An 18697-nucleotide genomic window follows, 5' to 3' on the forward strand; every position below is an offset into this window, starting at 1 on the left:
AAAATTTACACGATGTTTTCAATTATTATTCCAGTTTATAATAGACCCGATGAAATTAAAGAGCTCTTAGAAAGTCTTTTGATTTCTGATTATAACAAAGAATACGAAATTGTAATTGTTGAAGATGGCTCTTCATTGACGTGTAGGGAAGAAGTTGAAAAATTCAAAGACAAACTAAATATATCGTATTATTTCAAAGAAAACTCAGGTCCGGGTGATTCCAGAAATTACGGAATGAAAGTAGCCAAAGGAGATTATTTTATCATCTTTGATTCAGATTGCATTATTCCAAAACAATATCTTTCTGAAGTTGAAAAAGAATTAACAACCGATTATGTCGATTGTTTTGGTGGTTCTGATGCAGCTTTAGATTCGTTTTCAGATATTCAAAAAGCAATTAATTTTGCAATGACATCTTTCTTAACAACAGGTGGAATTCGTGGCGGGTCGGAAAAGTTAACCAAATTTCAGCCTCGAAGTTTTAATATGGGAATTTCAAAAAAAGCTTTTGAAGATTCTAATGGATTTGGAAATATTCATCCGGGTGAAGATCCGGATTTATCTATTAGATTATGGAAATTAGGACATGAAACAAGGCTTTTCCCAAAAGCATTCGTATATCACAAACGAAGAATTGATTGGGATAAATTTTCGGTTCAGGTAAACAAATTTGGCAAAGCACGTCCAATTTTAAATAGTTGGTATCCCGAATATAGTAAGCTTACTTTTTTCTTTCCGACACTTTTTATTTTAGGTTTTTCTGTTGCGATATTTTTGTTCCTATTCGGTTTTCAATTACCAATAATTTGTTACGCATTTTACTTTCTTTTAATTTTAATTGCAGCAACAATTCAAAATAAAAGTTTTAAAATTGGGTTTCTTTCCTTAATAGCCGTTTCCAAGCAATTCTTTGGATACGGAAGAGGATTTTTAGAAGCGTATATTAAAGTCATTCTTTTAAAACAAAAGCCCGAAGTTGCTTTTCCTGAATTATTTTTTAAAATAAAATCATGACTAAAATAATTGGATTAACAGGCGGAATTGGAAGCGGAAAAACAATGGTTGCTGAGTATATCAAATCATTGGGAATTCCGGTATATATTGCTGATGATGAAGCCAGAGAATTAATGTCTTCTGATAAAATAATCAAGGCGATAAGCACTGCATTTGGAAATGAAGTTGTAAACAACGGAACTCTTAATCGTGATAAACTAGCCCAAATTGTTTTTAACAATCCCGAAAAACTGCAAAGACTAAATAGCATAATTCACCCTGAAGTAAAAAAACACTTTGATGTCTGGGTTGAGAAGCATAAAAATTTCCCTTTTGTAGTTAAAGAAGCTGCTATTTTATTTGAATCCGGAAGCTATAAATATTGTGATGCTGTGATCACAATAACTGCTCCTTTGGAAACTCGTCTTCAACGAGTAATTAATCGCGATAAAACCGATAGGAATTCTGTTTTAAAAAGAATTCAAAACCAATGGACTGACGAACAGAGAATTGCAAAAAGCAATTTTGTAATTAATAATCTATCAATTGATGCTACCAAAAAGCAAGTCAATGAAATTCTCGAATTATTGAAAAATCAATAATATATTCTCAAGATGTTAATGTTTGGTTAATGTATTTATTGTATAAATGTTAAAATGTTAAATTTGTATAATGAATAAATTGTTTTTCCGCTTACTGGTTATCCTAATGAGTTTATCCCTAATAGGTATAATTCTTGTTCAGGTGTATTGGTTTGATAAGTCTTTCGAGAATAATGAAGAACAATTCAAGTATCATGTAAAGCAGGTTCTTGGGAATGTTGCCGAAAAATTGCAAAAGCAGGAGCAATATTCTTATGCCGAGATTTACAATCATCTTAAAGACAGTATTGGTAAAGCGCCTCAAAAGAGCGACTTTTTAGAATTCGGTTATTATCAGCGAGATTCCAGAACCAATGAAATGATAATATATTCAAACAGCATAAATTCCGAAGATTATGGAATTTCTGCTTCGTTCTTTGATAAAAAATTTGACAGCATAAAGCTCAAAAATTACACAGCAAAAAGAAAAACTGAAATTTACAACGGTGATATTGACAACTCAGGCATAAAACAAACGGTTTCTCCTGATATTAAAATTGAAAAATCGGGGCGTTTGGATTTGTTGGATAACGCAGAATTTGAAATTTTCTACAAAGACATTGCGGCGGTAAAGCCTATTCAGGAAAGAGTTTCAAATGAGATGATGCAAAAATTATTGTTTGAAGAACTTAATGAATATGGTGTCAAAACGCCTTTTGAATTTAATGTTTACAGCAATGGTTTGGCAACAAAAATAAAATCGGAGCGATTTAGGTATGACAAACCATCAACTTATTCCATTCCAATTTTTATTGATAACGACGGAAATAACAAATACCAATTGCTATTAACGTTTCCACAAAAAAAGAAGTTCTTGTTTTCGGAACTGATTGGAATTTGCATTTTGTCAATCATTTTTACGCTCATCATTGTCATTGCGTATTCAAGTGCATTAAATCAACTGATAAAACAACGTCAGATTTCTGAAATCAAAACCGATTTCATTAATAATATGACACACGAATTCAAAACACCAATTGCAACAATAAATTTAGCTTTGGATGCCATCAAAAATCCAAAGGTGATTGAAGATAAGGAGAAAGTGCTTCGCTATTTGCAAATGATAAAAGATGAAAATAAGCGTATGCATGCACAGGTTGAAAATGTTTTACGTATTTCAAAACTGGAGAAAAAAGAGTTAGATATTACTAAAGAATCTACCAACATTCACGAGATAATTGAAGATGCTATTGAACATGTGAATTTGATTGTTGAAGACAGAAACGGAAAGATAACAACGCATTTTGATGCAAGCAGAACTTCAGTTTTATTAAACGACGTGCATTTTACTAATGTTATAGTTAATATTTTGGATAATGCCATTAAGTATTCACCTGAAGAACCGATAATAGACATTCAAACTGAAAATGTAAAAGAATTTGTCATTGTCAAAATTAAAGATCAAGGTTCAGGAATGTCGAAAGCCGCTCAAAAAAGAATCTTCGAAAAATTCTATCGCGAGCACACAGGAGATTTGCACAACGTAAAAGGTCATGGATTAGGATTGGCTTACGTTAAAAGAATTGTTGATGATCACAACAGTGAAATATTTGTAGAAAGCGAAAAAGGAAAAGGAAGCACATTTATAATTAAAGTCCCACTCATAAATTAAAATAAAAAAAAACTACTACTATGGAAAACAACAAAAAGATACTTCTAGTCGAAGACGATCAAAACTTCGGAATAGTTTTGAGAGAATTCCTAACATTAAATGATTTTGAAGTAACGCTAGCCAAAAATGGAATGGAAGGTTTCGAAAAATTCAAAAAAGACAATTTCGATTTGTGTATTTTGGATGTGATGATGCCATACAAAGATGGCTACACTTTGGCAAAAGAAATCAGAGAAAAAAACAAAGATGTGCCTTTGATTTTCTTAACCGCCAAATCAATGAAAGAGGACGTTTTAAAAGGATATAAAGTTGGTGCCGATGATTATTTAAACAAACCGTTTGATTCCGATGTATTGCTGATGAAAGTAAAAGCAATCATTCAAAGAAAAGCGGCTGAGAATAAAAACGAACCTGCAAAATTTGAGTTCCAAATAGGAAGATTCCTTTTAAATTCAAAACTTCGTTACTTGAAATTCGAAAATAATGAACCTATTAAATTATCTCCAAAAGAGTCTGAATTGCTAAAAATGATGGCTGTTTACGAAAATGATTTGATGCCAAGAGAATTGGCTCTGACAAAAATCTGGAGAGAAGATAATTATTTCACCTCAAGAAGTATGGATGTTTACATTGCCAAATTGAGAAAATATCTGAAAGAGGAACCAAATGTTGAAATCCTCAACATTCACGGCGAAGGTTTTAGATTGGTCGTAAAAAAATAAGCAAAGTGGCTTCAGGAAACTGGAGCCATTTTTAATTAGAAGCTATTCCGGCTTTCCGTTTCAATCTGTCATTGCGAGGAACGAAGCAATCTAATCACGATTCTCTTTAGCAATGTCAGGATTTCCACTGCAATCCGGGCTAGGGCATTGGCTTTCATTTCAAGTTCAGTTGTAAAGCAAAACAGATTTTGTTTGTGGAATTCACCGTAAAAACACTTGGGTTTTCCAAACTACTTTTCTCAATAGCAATTGTATCGTTTAATGAAACTTCTTTTAGGTAATTCATTTCAAAACTTTCTACCTTTTGATTTAAGAGTAATTTTGGTTCAACATAATCCAAACACCATTCTAAATATTTTACGCTGTTAGCATGGTTTACAATGTCTAAATCAGAAAGTAGTATCGTTTTTTCGGTTACAAATGTCTTGTCAACCGTAGTGTCAATTTTAGAAAATTGAATTTCAGTTGCTTTATCCTCTGGATATTTTTCAAAATGGGCATGTTCCAAAGCCAGGTTTTCCGGACGACGCGTTTGTGTATTAAAAACAGCCCAAAAGGTTTCACAACCGATAATCTTTTCATCACCAATATACAACTCCAAACAACGAATAGAACGCGAATTCTCTAACGAATTAATCCAGGTTTTAACGGTTACAACATCTCGCCATTTTGGTAATCGTTTTATCTCAACACGCATTCTGCTCAAAACCCAAGCCTGATGATGCACCTGCATATCACTAAAACTAATGCCACCCAATTCCGCATGAAGACCGGCAGTTAACTGCAGTATATTGCACAAATCAGTGTATTTCAAATAACCATTCGGATAACATTGCAGAAAAGTGATTTCCCAATCTTTGGTTAGTATAGAAGTAAAGTCGTTTGAAATCGGCATTTATATTTTGGATTTTATATAATTGATAATATCGTTTGGATTGCTTTTGAAATCAAACCATTGTACATTTTCAGTTCGCTTAAACCAGGTCAGTTGGCGCTTTGAAAAGCGACGAGTATTTTTCTTTATTTCATCTATAGCAAATTCTAAAGAAATGGTTCCGTCAAAATAATCAAACAGTTCTCTGTAGCCAACGGTTTGCAATGCATTCAATTCCTTATTTGGAAACAAACTTTCAGCTTCTTTAACCAAGCCTTCTTTAATCATAATGTCAACACGTTGATTAATTCGGTTGTACATGATTTCTCTGTTAGCTTCCAAACCAATGATAATAGGAGCGAAGCGACGTTCGTTTCTCTTTTGATTAAGAAAGGAAGAATAGGGTTTTCCGGTTCCGATACAAACTTCAACAAAGCGTTTCATTCGCTGTGGATTTTGCAAAGTTTGCGGATTTTCAAGTGCTGTTTTATGATAATAATCCGCATCTAATTCTTTCAACTTGTTTTGTAGGTAATCAATTCCAAGTTGTTCAAAATCAGCATTTATTTTTTCACGAACTGAGTTGTCGATATCCGGAAAATTATCAAACCCTTTTAGAATAGCATCCACATACAAACCCGAACCGCCAACCATAATTTGGATGTTATTCTTAAGGAACAATTCGTCCAGTTTTACAATGGCTTCTTTCTCAAAATCACCAACAGTATAATTATCAAAAATAGATTTGTTTTGAATAAAATGATGTGCAGCTGCAGCTAATTCTTCTTCACTCGGAACAGCAGTTCCAATACACATTTCCTTAAAAAACTGCCGACTGTCACACGAAATAATATCACAACCAAAATGTTTTGCCAAAGCAATGCTCAGGGAAGTTTTTCCTATCGCTGTTGGTCCAATGATGGTGATTAAGTAGTTCATTAAAATTTGATAATCTTTATCACTTTATGTCTTTTCAAATGAGCTTGTATAATCGTTTTGGTGTCACGGTTATTCTGCATCGGAATGATGATGTTTTTTAGGATTTCGATATTGTTAATCTGATAATTTAAATCATAAAAACAATAGCCTTTGTAAATTCCGTTTTCAATCAAAACAGCGCAGCGTTCATCAACAGTCCTTCCTCGGTCAACAATTACCATATTGTCGTTTTCAAACTTCATTTCCTGAATGAATTCTTCAACACGTTCGTTATATAATTCAGGTGCTTCTTTACCCAAACACGCGCCATTGCATTCTTTTATTTTATGCTGAAAGCAACCATTTTTGGTTTCGTATAAGCCATTTATTTTTTGACACAAATTATGCTTTTCGGTAATTTTCAACAGTGAATTTCTTCCTTCCTGCACAGAAGTAAATGAGGTTATTTCCTTTTTTCTACCATCAGCTTTTTGAAGTTTTAAAGCCAGATAACCATTCTCATCCTTTTCAGAATACAATGCCCACTGAAAAATAGTCTTGCGTTGCGAACGATTATAAATCGGTTTATTGATTTTTATCTCTTCGCTTTCTTTTAGCAAAGCAATCAATTCACTTCCGGTAATTTCATAGGTCACGGCAAAAACTTCACGCTGAATCTTTTTGCTTTTTCCCGATGTTCCCGTGAAATGCTGATTGATTCGTTTCTTTATATTTCGGCTTTTGCCAATGTAAATCAGATTGCCTTTCTCGTTATGAATGTAATAAATTCCGGTTTTTGTTGGTAAACTCTCGACAATATCTAATAGTTTCGGAGTCAAACCCGATTTGATTTCGGCCTTAATCAAACTGATTAAAATTTCTTTTTCGGTGTCTTTTGCCAAAATCATTTTAAACAATTTCACGGTTGCCATGGCGTCACCGCTGGCGCGATGCCTATCGGTTACCGGAATTCCAAGTGCCCGAACCAATTTTCCTAAACTATAAGAAAGTTGTCCCGGAATTAATTTTTGTGCCAATTCAACGGTACAAAGCGTTGGTTTTATATAATCATAACCCAATCGCTTGAATTCGGTTCTAAGGATTCTGTAGTCGAATGAAGCGTTATGAGCCACTACGATGCAATCTTCTGTAATTTCGATAATACGTTTGGCGATTTCATAAAACTTTGGAGCAGAGCGCAACATAGCGTTATTGATACCCGTTAGCTTAACAACAAAAGGCTGAATCGGTTTTTCGGGATTTACCAGGCTGATGAATTGATCAACAATTTCGTGGCCGTCAAATTTATAGATGGCAATTTCGGTAATGCCTTCTTCATTAAATTGACCACCGGTTGTTTCTATGTCGAGTATTGCGTACATTTTAGATGATAGAAGAAAGAACCAAGACCGCTATGCTGAAAGAGCAAAACTGCATGATTTGTCTATTTTTAATATTACTCATTTTCTTTGTTCTTGTTTCTTGCTTCTTTTATCTGTTTCCAAATATACTACTTCCAATTCGAACCATGGTACTTCCACATTCAATGGCAAGTTTGTAATCACCGGACATCCCCATGGAAAGAGTTGTGAGTGATGAGTGATGAGTTTTGAGTTTATCGAATAGTGATTTCAAGTTCAAGAATTCTTTCTTGATTTGTGTTTGATTATCAGTAAATGTTGCCATTCCCATTAAACCAATCACTTTTACATTTTGCATTTTGTCATTAGCTCCGCTCTGTTCGGCATTGCCTCGAGTCTGAACGAAGTGAAGAATCTCATCCAATTCATTTTCATCCAAACCAAACTTCGATTCTTCTTCAGCAATATAAACCTGAAGTAAACAATCAATAACACGATTGTGTTTTGCAGCTTGTTTGTTGATTTCTTCTAATAATTTCAAACTGTCAACTCCATGAATCAAACTGACATATTTCGCCATGTATTTGACTTTGTTGGTTTGAACATGTCCAATCATATGCCATTGAATATCTTTGGGCATTTGTTCCCACTTCTCGGTCATTTCCTGGATTTTGTTTTCGCCAAAAATTCGTTGCCCGGCATTGTATGCTTCCATCAAATCGGAAACCGGTTTGGTTTTTGAAACGGCAACAAGCGTTACGTTTTCCGGAAGTTGTGATTTTATTTGAAGTAAATTGTCTTTGATTGACATTTTTGTTTTTTAATTACAATTCATAAACCATCAATCCACTTCTGAATTTTGGTTCGATATAAGTACTTTTTGGAGGCATAATCAAATTGTTATCTGCCAAAGCTTTAATTTCTGAAATATCCGATGGGAATAACATAAATCCGACTTCAAATTCGCCTTCATCAACCAATTCCTTTATTGTCGAAATGGATTGCTTTCCGGGAATGTATTCAATGCGTTCGTCGTTTCTCAAATCTTCAATCCCTAATAGTGGCTGCAAAACTTTATCGTATAAAATTTGTGCATCGAGATTTTCTAAAATGGAAGGCTGTTTGTTCTCTTGCTTGTAAAACAAAGCATAGAAATGTCCGTCGAGATACATTCCAAATTCGAATTTACTTTGAGGTTTCCACAATTCCTGCTCTTTGTCTTTGATGATGAAATTCTCCGCTAACTTTTCCAGAAAATCATCTTTGCTAAAACCATTCAAATCGCGAATAATTCGATTGTATTCGTAGATTTTGACATTGCTTTCGGCAATTAGAAAACTCATAAAATAGTTTAGGTTTTCGTTGCCCAAATGTTTGTCTTCATCATATAACAATTCTGCTGAAGCCGAGCGGTGATGTCCATCAGCAATATATAATTCTGGGATTTTTTCAAACTGCTGCTGCAACCATTGAATTTCTGCAGCTGTTTCAATTTTCCAAACCTGATGTTTTTCCTTGTTGGTTGTAGAATAATTATAAATCGGTTGGCTTTTTTTCTTTTCGGTTATCCAGGAATTCAAGGTTTCATTATCGGGATACGTAATCAAAACGGGTTCGGTATTAAAACCTGTCTGATGCAAATAATCTTTGAAATATTCTACACGATATTGCAGTGTATCTTCGTGCTTTTTGATGACATTATTTTTATAATCTTCAATCGAAGTTCCGGCTATAAAACCAGTGAAAGACTGCACTTTATTCTGAATTTCATACAAAAAGAAAACAGCTTTGTCTTCTTCCATAAAAATGCCTTCTTCTTTAAAGTCCTGATATTTATGAGCAACACCTTTAAAACGTTTGTCCAGTGTAATCTTTTGCGAATACATATAAGCGGGATTAATCACATGCAAAAACGAATACGGATTAAAACTCAACCAGGCAGCAAGTTCAGCCGAACTATAATCGTCATAGTTTCTGCAAGTCACTAACGCTACTTTGTCAGGCGTGGGACGAACGGCTTTAAAAGGGATTATTTTGCTCATAGTTTAAGCGAATTGTTTCGAAACTTTCTCAGCTTTTTTGCTTTCTGAATAATCATAAAAACCTTCTCCTGATTTCACTCCTTTTTTTCCGGCCATAACCATATTTACCAAGAGTGGGCAAGGAGCATACTTTGGATTTTTGAATCCGTCGTACATTACGTTTAAAATCGAAAGGCAGACATCTAATCCGATGAAATCGGCCAATTGTAATGGTCCCATTGGATGCGCCATTCCTAGTTTCATCACAGTATCAATTTCATAAACGCCGGCAACACCATTGTATAAAGTTTCGATAGCTTCGTTTATCATTGGCATCAGAATTCGGTTTGCCACAAAGCCGGGATAATCATTTACTTCGGTTGGTGTTTTTCCCAATTTTACTGATAAATCCATGATGATTTTGGTTACTTCATCCGAAGTAGAATAGCCACGAATGATTTCAACCAATTTCATAATCGGCACCGGATTCATAAAGTGCATTCCGATTACACGTTCAGGATGCACTACTTGTGCCGCAATTTGCGTAATAGAAATCGAAGAAGTGTTGGTTGCCAAAATCACATTATGATCGCAAACATCACTTAATTGTTTGAAGATTTGAAGTTTTAAGCCAACGTTTTCTGTGGCGGCTTCAATTACTAAATCAGTTCCGACAACGCCGTCTTTGATATCCGTATAGGTAATTATATTTCCAATAGTTTTGTGTTTGTCTTCTTCGGTGATGGTTCCTTTGGTTACCATTCGGTCAAGGTTTGCAGCGATTGTTGCCATTCCTTTTTCCAATGATTTTTCGGAAACATCAATTAATTTTACGGTAAAACCGCTTTGTGCGAAAGTGTGGGCAATTCCATTGCCCATTGTTCCTGCGCCTATTACAGCTATTGTTTTCATTATGTTGGGTTAGATGTTTTTATTTTTCTCCATCGAATCAATAATCATGTACGCAACGCGCAATGCTTCTGTTCCGTCTTCTAGAGTAACAATTGGATTTGTATTGTTATTGATAGCGTCGGCAAATGTTTCTAATTCATCAAGAATCGCATTGTTATGGCTAACCTCAGGGTTGTTGAAATAGATTTGCTTGCGATCACCTTCAGCGTTTTGAAGAATCATATCAAAATCTCCCGGAGTTTCCGGAGCTTCTTTCATTTTTACGACTTCACAGGTTTTGTCTAAATAGTCAACAGAGATATAAGCGTCTTTTTGGAAGAAACGCGACTTGCGCATATTCTTTAACGAAATTCGGCTCGAAGTAATATTGGCGACACAACCATTTTCGAATTCAATTCGGGCATTGGCAATATCCGGTGACTGGCTCAAAACCGAAACGCCGCTTGCATGAACTGCTTTTACTTTTGATTTTACAACACTTAAAATTGCATCGATATCGTGTATCATCAAATCTAAAACGACAGGAACATCAGTGCCACGCGGATTGAATTCTGCCAAACGGTGTGTTTCGATAAACATTGGAGTTTCTATTTGGTCTTTAACTGCTATAAACGCTGGGTTGAATCGCTCCACATGACCAACTTGTCCTTTGACATTATATTCTTTGGACAGTGCTATGATTTCTTCAGCTTCTTCAACCGTTGTGGAAATTGGTTTTTCTATAAAAACATGTTTCCCTGATTTTATAGAAACCTTAGCACATTTGTAATGTGAAAGGGTAGGAGTTACAATATCGATAACATCTACCGCATGGATTAATTTGGCAATAGTATCAAATTGTTTGTATCCAAATTCGGCTTCGATTTTGGCTCCGTTTTCGTGATTTTCGTCATAAAAACCAACGAGTTCATATTTTTCAGATTGTTGTAATAATCGTAAGTGTATTTTTCCGAGGTGACCAGCACCTAAAACGCCAACTTTAAGCATAGAAGTAAATTTTATCAAAAGTACTATTTTAGTTTAAAGTTTAAAAGAAAAGTTTATGAGTTTAAGGGTTAATGAGTTTATTTGCTTTTTGAAATTTAAAAGTTATTTTTACGAAATAAATCACTACCCAAATTGAAAGATACAAGCAAACATCAAGGACTTAGAAATCAATTGGCCAAACTTCTGGCTGAAAAAGGAATTACGGATAAAAAAGTACTGGAAGCAATTAAAGTAATTCCAAGACATTTATTTTTAAATTCCAGCTTTGAAGATTTTGCTTATCAGGACAAGGCGTTTCCAATTGGTGCCGGGCAAACTATTTCGCAACCTTATACTGTGGCATTTCAAAGTCAATTATTGGAAGTGAAAAAAGACCACAAAATACTTGAAATCGGAACCGGTTCAGGATATCAAACAGCTGTTTTAGTCGCAATGGGAGCCAAAGTCTATTCGGTAGAAAGACAAAATGAATTGTTTAAAACAACTTCGGCTTTATTGCCAAAATTAGGAATTCGCGCTAAGTATTTGTCTTTTGGTGATGGTTATAAAGGATTGCCGGATTATGCTCCTTTCGACAGTATCATCGTTACTGCTGGTGCACCAATTATTCCTAAAGCATTGATGGCTCAATTAAAAATAGGAGGAAGGCTTGTGATTCCCTTGGGTGAAGATGTTCAGATAATGACATTACTGATTCGCAAAAATGCCACTCAATTTGAAAAGCACGAATTTGGCGACTTTAAATTTGTACCTTTATTGGAAAATAAAAACTAATCATGATGAAAAAATTACTTCTGTTGTTACTTCCTGTTTTAGGTTATTCACAAGGTTATACTTCCTATTTTACAGGAAACACTACCAATATTACAACCAATCCTGAATTTGGTGTATGCATGATGGGTGGGGCAGCCGTACAGGATAATGCTATGATATGGTTGTTGCAAAAAGCCAACGGAGGTGATGTTGTTGTTCTGCGTTGCTCAGGAGGCAATGAAGAAAATGTTTATATGTCAGGCTTAGGGGTAACTGTCAATTCCATTGAAACTTTAGTAATCACTTCAGTTGCAGGAGCAACAAATCCGTATGTTTTAGACAAGGTTGCTAATGCCGAAATGATTTGGTTTGCTGATGGAAATCAATGGGATTATATATCCTTCTTTAAGGATAATGCATTAGAAGACTTAATTAATTACCACATTAATGATAAACATTCACCAGTTGGCGGAGCAGGAGCCGGAATGTCTATTTTAGGCGAGAATTATTTCACGGCACAGAATGGGAATGTTACCTCCGCCGAAGCACTCAACAATCCATACAATGCCAATGTCACTATAGGCGGATTTGCACCGGTGCCTCCATTTTATAGCTTTTTAAGTGTTCCTGGATTAGGTAATGTAATAACGGATTCACATTATGATAACCCTGATGGGAGGGGACGCCATTTAACTTTCATGGCGCGAATTTTAAAAGATATGATTAGTCCAGGGACTTCGGGAATTGGTTGTAATGAACATACTGCAATTTGTTTTGGGGCAGATATGATTGGACATGTTTATGGAAATTATCCCAGCTCTCAGGATTATGCTTATTTTATTCAACCATCTTGTTTTTGGGCGACTCCGGGTCCATATTGTAACTCAGGGCAGCCATTAACATGGGGTGGTTTAATGACGTATGTTGTACCGGGCACACCTAATGGGGAAAATTATTTTAAGGTAAATGACTGGGGAAATTTTTGGTCAATTAACTACGCAGGAGGAAGCTGGGAAGACTGGGCAGTTGTTGGCGGAGTGTTATCAACATCTTCAGGAATCGGCCCAATCATGAGTTGTGCATTAGCTGTAGATGAACATGAACTGAATAAATTCAATGCTTTACCCAATCCTTTTTCTAATTATATACGCTTGGAAAATGCTGAAAATACTATGGTTGAAATCTATGATGGTTTAGGTAAAAGAGTTTTTGCAGATTCCAATTTTACCACAAATACAATTGACACCTCTCAATTTTCAAGCGGATTGTATTTTGTAAAAATCCAAAAGGATGGAAAATTTACCACTAAAAAAATGGTTAAGAATTAAAACGACTTCTTAATTCTGTCTAAATCGCGCTTAGTGTCTTGCTCTTTAAGGCTTTCGCGTTTGTCATAGGTTTTCTTTCCACGACATAATCCAATGTCTAATTTGGCAATTCCTTTTTCATTGGTAAAAAGCCTTAAGGGAATAATGGTCAGTCCTTTAGTGTCAAATGCTTTCTCTAATTTTCGCAATTCTCTTTTATTTAATAAAAGTTTACGCTCACTTTTTGCCTTGTGATTGAATTGATTTCCATAAAGATATTCATCAATTTGGGTATTGATGGCAAATAACTCTCCGTTATGAAATTCACAAAAACCTTCTGTAATATTAGCTTTTCCTAAACGAATAGATTTGATTTCCGTACCTGTTAAAACTATCCCGGCAGTATAGGTTTCGATTATTTCATAATCAAATTTTGCGCGTTTGTTTAGGATGTTTATTGTCTTTAACATAGGACGGCAAATGTATAAATTATTGCTCTTACTTGGAATGAAATTAGTAATAAAAAAAACCGTTAAACAATGATTTATATCATTTTCTGCACAAAATCATCACGGTAATTTTGACCTATAATTTAAAACCAATATATAAAATGAAAAAATTATTATTAGCAGCAGGAATTGTATTAATATCATTGTCTGCTCAAGCGCAAGAAAAAAGTCAAGGTCTGGAAGGAGCATGGTTTGCTACTTCACAATTTGGTTACCAACAAAGTAAATCAGGTGACGTAAAAAGCACCAACGTAATGGTTTTGCCAATTGTTGGAACATTTGTAACGCCATCAGTAGCAGTAGGTGCCGGTGTTGGTTACCTTAATATAAAAGCAGATAACGCCAGCGTTGGAGGTGGTACAGCAGATTTAAATTCTAAATTATATGTTTTCCAACCGTTAGTGCGTAAGTATTGGAACATTGCCGGAAATTTCTATTTCTTTGGACAATTAGCTACACCTATCATTACCGGTAAAGAAGAAACAAGCAACCTAAAAATTTCTCAATTTGGCGCTGATATGTCAGGAGGTATTGATTTCTTCGTTACTAAAAATTTCTCTGTAGAGTTTTCATATAATTTGATAAACTTCAGCCAAACTACTTTGAAACCTGATGGTGGTGAAAAAACTACAATTACTGATTTTTCTATTGCACATGTTGCCAACGTTGAGTCAGCATATAATAGTGCTTTATATGGTAGTGGGGGTAGCCTGACAACTCCATTTGCATTCGGATTTAAATTTGTGTTTTAATTTTATGAGTTAATAAATTAGTAATCCAATTTTATCGGATTATTTAAAGACCGTCATTCTTGATTGATTGGCGGTTTTTTTATTCTATTTTTGCGGCATGCAAAATAATTCATCTAAAGATCCGCTTCACGGCATTACACTTCAGAGAATACTTGAAGTTCTTGTGGATTTTTATGGCTTTGACACTTTAGGTGAATTGATAAACATAAAATGTTTTCGTGAAAACCCTTCGATTAAATCGAGCTTGATCTTTTTAAGAAAAACAGATTGGGCCAGAAAAAAAGTAGAAGAATTGTATGTTAGGACTTTGCCAAAGCTCAACAACTAACTATTTTTTCCAATTCTTTCTTAACAACGAATAAATAACGGTATCCCAAAACTTTCCTTCCCATAATTCATTTTCCAGTAGGTGAGCTTCTTTTACAAAACCATTTTTTTGTAAAACTCTTTCAGATGCAATGTTCCCAGGGTCAATAATCGCTTCAATAGAATGCAAGTCCATTTGTTCAAAACCGTACGCAACGACTGCTTTTATCGCTTCTGTAATGTAACCTTTTCCATTGTGTTCAGGAAAAGACATATAGCCAATTTCAGCACGATGATTTTCGGGAGAAATTCTGTAATGACCAATGATGCCAATGATTTTTGGGTTTCCTTTGATGGTAATTCCCCAATTAATTCCGGTATTGCTGATAATTTTATCTTCAATCATGGCAATATGTTCCAATGCGTCTTCGGTTGTTTTTGCCAAAGGCCGTGGAATATATTTCATGATTTCAGGATTGCCGCGAAGTCCTAAAACTTCTTCAACATCATTATTATCTATACGTCGCAATAACAAACGTTCGGTTTCTATGTTTTGGAATGGATGGAAATTTATAGTAAGCATAGTTATGTTTTTTTTGCAAAATTATAGAATTTCAATACTAAAATTGAATCCTTTGGATGAATTACTTTCCAAAAATCAGATTAAAATATATTATCGACGAACGATATTAAAGTAAGAAATATACCCAATATAATTTAATATAAGTGCATTTTGTCGATTTTATTTGTGCTTTAATCGATAAAAGTTGTAGAATTGTCTAACCAAATCAAACAATACGTTCTGTCAATATTAATCGAATAAAGTGTTTGCCCCACATCTACTTTATTAAAAAAACTTAACCTACTACTATGAAAGCAAAAATGTTCAGAGCATTGTTGCCGTTAGCAATTGTGTTCACCATGGTATCCTGTTCTTCTGATTCTTCAGAAGGTTCTTCAGCTGACAACAAAGTTGTAACTACCTATAATTACAATGAAACTGAGTTGAGACTTGTTACACTTATCAATGATTATCGTGCAAGTATTGGATTGAATACACTTCAAGTAATCAATCATATCTCTTACAAATCACAAGAGCACAATATTTATATGATTGATAATGATGTGGTAAACCACGATTATTTCCAACAAAGATCTAACAATCTGATCCAAGTATTAGGAGCAGAAAGGGTAGGCGAGAACATTGCCTACAACTACCAAACCCCAGAAAGCGCTATGAGTGCCTGGTTAAACAGCCCAGCTCACAAAGACAACATCGAGGGTAATTACACTCATTTGGGTATATCCGTAACAGTTGATGAAACAACCGGAAAAAAATATTACACCAATATGTTTATAAAGAAAAAATAGTTTGTTTAGTTTAATTTTGATGTGCTAAGAAAACCCATTCAGTAGAGTGGGTTTTTTATTTAAAACCTAATCGGGTCTTTAATTTAAGAAACAATAATGAGATAGAATAGGCATCGTCTGAAGCTGAATTCCTTTCATTTAAAGGAAGTTTGTAATGCTTTACTAAATCTTCAAGTGAAAAAGATTTGTTTGTAATGTCCATTAACTTCTGATGCATTATTTCGACATCTAATGCTTCATTCTTTAATTTTCCGCATTCCATTTTCTCCAGCACATCATTAATCATTTCTATGTCAAAATGGATTCGGTGCCCAACTAAAACCGCATTGCCAATATAATCTACTAACGCTTGTATGGCTTGAGGTTCAGCTAGTTTTGCCAGTTTACTTTCAATTAGAAACTCATTTGACAATCCATTGTCGTGAAGGTATTTGTATTGCAAAATCACCACTTCAAAATTATCTCCAATTCGGATAACATCATTCACAACAGCAACAGCTCCAAAGGATAAGATGACGTCTTTTTTTGGATTTAAACCCGTAGTTTCTGTGCTTAAAACCACATATCTATTGGATTTGGTTTCAAACTTTGCTAGATACGATTTCCAAAAATCAGGATATTCTTTGTTGATATTTTTTATCCAATCTATCATATTTATGAAAATTGAGTTAATTGAAATTTATCTTTTATCAATTCTTCCAATTCTTTCATTGGACCCAAAGCATTCTTCATTTTTTCTTTATCAACTTTTGAAAGCTCTTCAACATTAATATAATCACCGGTGCTGTCGTTTTTTAGTCCTTCAAGTGTTCTGAATTTTGATAGAATTAAAAAAGCATCTGCACAATTTAAATAAATTTCAGAAAACTTAGGATCTGCAATAGCTAATTGTTTAAATCTCAAATAAGTATTGTTTATTCCTTTAAGATTCAAACTTATTGCGAATAGCCTAGCACCATCAACCAGTGGCATGATGGCTTTATTCTTAATATCAAATTTTCCTTTATGATCACCTTCTTCTTCGAGATTGAATTTTCTGAAAAAGTTTATTGGGGCATTTTTCCGCAAGGCATCGTTCCCAAGATAATCAAAGAATAACGCATTGTTTTTAGTATTCTTTAAAATCAAATCATCAAGTGTGTCTTCAATCTTGCCTTCGCCAAAAACAAGCTCATAATCAAAAAAGATGCTGCTAATGTCATTCGATTTTTCACCAGGAGTTTTCATCCAGTTGTTATATTGTTTTATCCAGTCTGACATTGATTTACACCAAAGCATGTTGCTTGCCATATGGCCATTAGGACAGAAATCATAACCAACTTTTTCAAGTATGGTAGTTGTTCGTTTGGCTAATTTCAAAAAATAATCTTTGACATCTCTGTATTTTTCTTCAGCAACATCTTCAAATACTAAAAAACTATCCTGATCCGTCAATAAAAATTGCTCTTTTCTTCCTTGACTACCAATGCTAAACCAGGCAAATCGGGCTGGAGGTGAACCCAAATCGAGAATAGACAATTCAATAGAACGTTTTATAATAGCTGTAATAATTTCACCCGAAATATTATATATATGTGGTAAAGGAATATTTTTGGCAATTGACGATTGAATTAAATCGGTTAGTTTTTCTCTAACTAGCTTAAGTTCTTTAGGTGAAAGGGAACGCTTTATTTCCTTAATCAAAACACCCGGATTATTTGCTTGAGCCACAATCAAATCGTGCTCGGAAATTACTCCTTTAACCTCAGATTTATCAGAACCATCAACCGTTACACATAAATGACTCACATTATTTTTTAGCATCAATAGTTGCGCTTCGGCCACAGAAACATTTTCAGGAACGGTAATTACCGGTGAGGACATGATTTTATCTATAGTTGAAATAAGTGGAAATCTGCCATTAGCAATTTTAGATCTAAAATCGGTATCAGTAACAATGCCAATAGGATGGTTTTGTTCGGTTACAACCACACTGTCAGTAAGGTTTTCAGTCATCAATTGTGCCGTATCTTTTGCAATAGCTGAAACACTGACTTTTAAAGGTGTTTTATTATAAGCTAAGGACTGAAAATACTGTATTTCATTTTGCTGACCTTCAGTATAAACATTATCAGTAATCAGTTTTCCTCGGTTTTCTTTGTCAAAAGGGTTTCTGGTATTTGTAGCAAAACTTTCCAGTAAGAAATCCAAAACCTGAGGGTTTTGAGCCACGAAAGGTTTAAAAACTGCAATAGGGATTGCATAGACAATACTGTCTTCGCGTGCCTTAGCGGTCATCATATAATTGTTTTTGGCAAAAAATGGACGTAAACCAAAAACATCTCCAGCATAACATTTGTTTAATAGCGTTTCTTCAGCATCGGCAATTACAGAAAGATTAATTACACCGGAAGCAACCACATAAAAACTATCGTGGAGTTTATCATTAATTTGAAATAGGATTTTATGCTTATCTAAATTGATAACACCAATACTTGTAGCAACCTGAATCAGTTCTTCGTGACTCAAATAACTAAAAGGTGAATATTCCTTTAAAAAGTTGGCAATGTTTTCGGCAACAGAATTACTCATGTGTTTATTTTAGGGAATAAATTTCTATTCACAAAAATAGCAAAGGTTTAGAGAAGAAGAAGCCAATTGTTAAAAACATTTGAAAAG

Annotated in this window: 20 protein-coding genes; 9 read left to right on the top strand and 11 right to left on the bottom strand. The window is 34.4% G+C overall.

The window, feature by feature from the left end:
• Positions 1-12 precede the first annotated feature (12 nt).
• From GS03_RS09545 to GS03_RS09560, 4 genes are all read left to right on the top strand, one after another.
• Positions 13-1014: a glycosyltransferase gene (locus GS03_RS09545; RefSeq protein ID WP_136152316.1), complete on the top strand. Its 1002-nt coding sequence runs from the start codon at positions 13-15 to the stop codon at positions 1012-1014.
• Positions 1011-1595: a dephospho-CoA kinase gene (coaE, locus tag GS03_RS09550; RefSeq protein ID WP_136152317.1), complete on the top strand. Its 585-nt coding sequence runs from the start codon at positions 1011-1013 to the stop codon at positions 1593-1595. Before GS03_RS09545 ends, coaE begins: the two co-directional genes overlap by 4 nt.
• Before the next feature lie 70 nt (positions 1596-1665).
• Entirely contained in the window at positions 1666-3246 is a 1581-nt protein-coding gene (locus GS03_RS09555) for a sensor histidine kinase (RefSeq protein ID WP_136152318.1), read from the top strand.
• Between the two features lie 20 nt (positions 3247-3266).
• Positions 3267-3968 carry a response regulator transcription factor gene (locus GS03_RS09560; protein WP_136152319.1) on the top strand — a complete coding sequence of 234 codons (702 nt, stop codon included), beginning with the start codon at positions 3267-3269 and terminating at the stop codon, positions 3966-3968.
• A 154-nt stretch (positions 3969-4122) separates the two neighbouring features.
• Here GS03_RS09560 and GS03_RS09565 read toward each other — a convergent pair whose 3' ends face one another.
• The 7 genes from GS03_RS09565 to GS03_RS09595 all read right to left on the bottom strand — a co-directional run bounded on the left by GS03_RS09565 (position 4123) and on the right by GS03_RS09595 (position 11041).
• Positions 4123-4863, bottom strand: a complete 741-nt coding sequence (locus GS03_RS09565; protein ID WP_136152320.1) for an acyl-[acyl-carrier-protein] thioesterase — start codon at positions 4861-4863, stop codon at positions 4123-4125.
• Complete coding sequence (gene miaA / locus GS03_RS09570; protein ID WP_136152321.1) at positions 4864-5781, bottom strand: tRNA (adenosine(37)-N6)-dimethylallyltransferase MiaA; 918 nt, start codon at positions 5779-5781, stop codon at positions 4864-4866.
• Positions 5781-7142: an exonuclease domain-containing protein gene (locus GS03_RS09575; protein WP_136152322.1), complete on the bottom strand. Its 1362-nt coding sequence runs from the start codon at positions 7140-7142 to the stop codon at positions 5781-5783. Before GS03_RS09575 ends, miaA begins: the two co-directional genes overlap by 1 nt.
• A 109-nt stretch (positions 7143-7251) precedes the next feature.
• Positions 7252-7932: a YggS family pyridoxal phosphate-dependent enzyme gene (locus GS03_RS09580; RefSeq protein WP_136152323.1), complete on the bottom strand. Its 681-nt coding sequence runs from the start codon at positions 7930-7932 to the stop codon at positions 7252-7254.
• A gap of 13 nt (positions 7933-7945) precedes the next feature.
• Positions 7946-9163, bottom strand: coding sequence for a DUF1015 domain-containing protein (locus GS03_RS09585; protein WP_136152324.1), 1218 nt, complete (start codon positions 9161-9163; stop codon positions 7946-7948).
• A 3-nt stretch (positions 9164-9166) separates the two neighbouring features.
• Positions 9167-10054, bottom strand: coding sequence for a 3-hydroxyacyl-CoA dehydrogenase family protein (locus GS03_RS09590; RefSeq protein WP_136152325.1), 888 nt, complete (start codon positions 10052-10054; stop codon positions 9167-9169).
• Between the two features lie 9 nt (positions 10055-10063).
• Positions 10064-11041 carry a Gfo/Idh/MocA family protein gene (locus GS03_RS09595; protein ID WP_136152326.1) on the bottom strand — a complete coding sequence of 326 codons (978 nt, stop codon included), beginning with the start codon at positions 11039-11041 and terminating at the stop codon, positions 10064-10066.
• Between the two features lie 132 nt (positions 11042-11173).
• On the opposite strand from GS03_RS09595, the gene GS03_RS09600 reads away from it, so the two are divergent.
• Both GS03_RS09600 and GS03_RS09605 read left to right on the top strand, forming a co-directional pair.
• Positions 11174-11815, top strand: a complete 642-nt coding sequence (locus tag GS03_RS09600) for a protein-L-isoaspartate(D-aspartate) O-methyltransferase (protein ID WP_136152327.1) — start codon at positions 11174-11176, stop codon at positions 11813-11815.
• A gap of 5 nt (positions 11816-11820) precedes the next feature.
• Positions 11821-13122 carry a T9SS type A sorting domain-containing protein gene (locus GS03_RS09605; protein WP_168710294.1) on the top strand — a complete coding sequence of 434 codons (1302 nt, stop codon included), beginning with the start codon at positions 11821-11823 and terminating at the stop codon, positions 13120-13122.
• On the opposite strand, the gene smpB is transcribed toward GS03_RS09605, so the two are convergent.
• A complete protein-coding gene (gene smpB / locus GS03_RS09610; protein WP_136152329.1) occupies positions 13119-13571 on the bottom strand; it encodes an SsrA-binding protein SmpB in 453 nt (150 codons plus the stop codon). The genes GS03_RS09605 and smpB overlap by 4 nt on opposite strands.
• A 140-nt stretch (positions 13572-13711) precedes the next feature.
• Here smpB and GS03_RS09615 point away from each other — a divergent pair, with 140 nt between their 5' ends.
• Both GS03_RS09615 and GS03_RS09620 read left to right on the top strand, forming a co-directional pair.
• Positions 13712-14362, top strand: a complete 651-nt coding sequence (locus GS03_RS09615; protein ID WP_136152330.1) for an outer membrane beta-barrel protein — start codon at positions 13712-13714, stop codon at positions 14360-14362.
• A gap of 97 nt (positions 14363-14459) precedes the next feature.
• On the top strand, positions 14460-14690 hold the full coding sequence (locus GS03_RS09620) for a VF530 family protein (RefSeq protein ID WP_136152331.1): 231 nt from the start codon (positions 14460-14462) through the stop codon (positions 14688-14690).
• Here GS03_RS09620 and GS03_RS09625 read toward each other — a convergent pair whose 3' ends face one another.
• Positions 14691-15251, bottom strand: coding sequence for a GNAT family N-acetyltransferase (locus GS03_RS09625; RefSeq protein ID WP_136152332.1), 561 nt, complete (start codon positions 15249-15251; stop codon positions 14691-14693).
• 287 nt (positions 15252-15538) lie between these two features.
• Here GS03_RS09625 and GS03_RS09630 point away from each other — a divergent pair, with 287 nt between their 5' ends.
• Positions 15539-16039, top strand: coding sequence for a CAP domain-containing protein (locus GS03_RS09630; RefSeq protein WP_136152333.1), 501 nt, complete (start codon positions 15539-15541; stop codon positions 16037-16039).
• Between the two features lie 55 nt (positions 16040-16094).
• Here GS03_RS09630 and GS03_RS09635 read toward each other — a convergent pair whose 3' ends face one another.
• Positions 16095-16691 carry a 3'-5' exonuclease gene (locus tag GS03_RS09635; protein WP_136152334.1) on the bottom strand — a complete coding sequence of 199 codons (597 nt, stop codon included), beginning with the start codon at positions 16689-16691 and terminating at the stop codon, positions 16095-16097.
• A 2-nt stretch (positions 16692-16693) separates the two neighbouring features.
• Positions 16694-18610, bottom strand: a complete 1917-nt coding sequence (locus GS03_RS09640) for a DUF294 nucleotidyltransferase-like domain-containing protein (RefSeq protein ID WP_136152335.1) — start codon at positions 18608-18610, stop codon at positions 16694-16696.
• Between the last annotated feature and the right edge of the window lie 87 nt (positions 18611-18697).

Source organism: Flavobacterium sangjuense, from assembly GCF_004797125.1.
Classification (GTDB): domain Bacteria; phylum Bacteroidota; class Bacteroidia; order Flavobacteriales; family Flavobacteriaceae; genus Flavobacterium; species Flavobacterium sangjuense.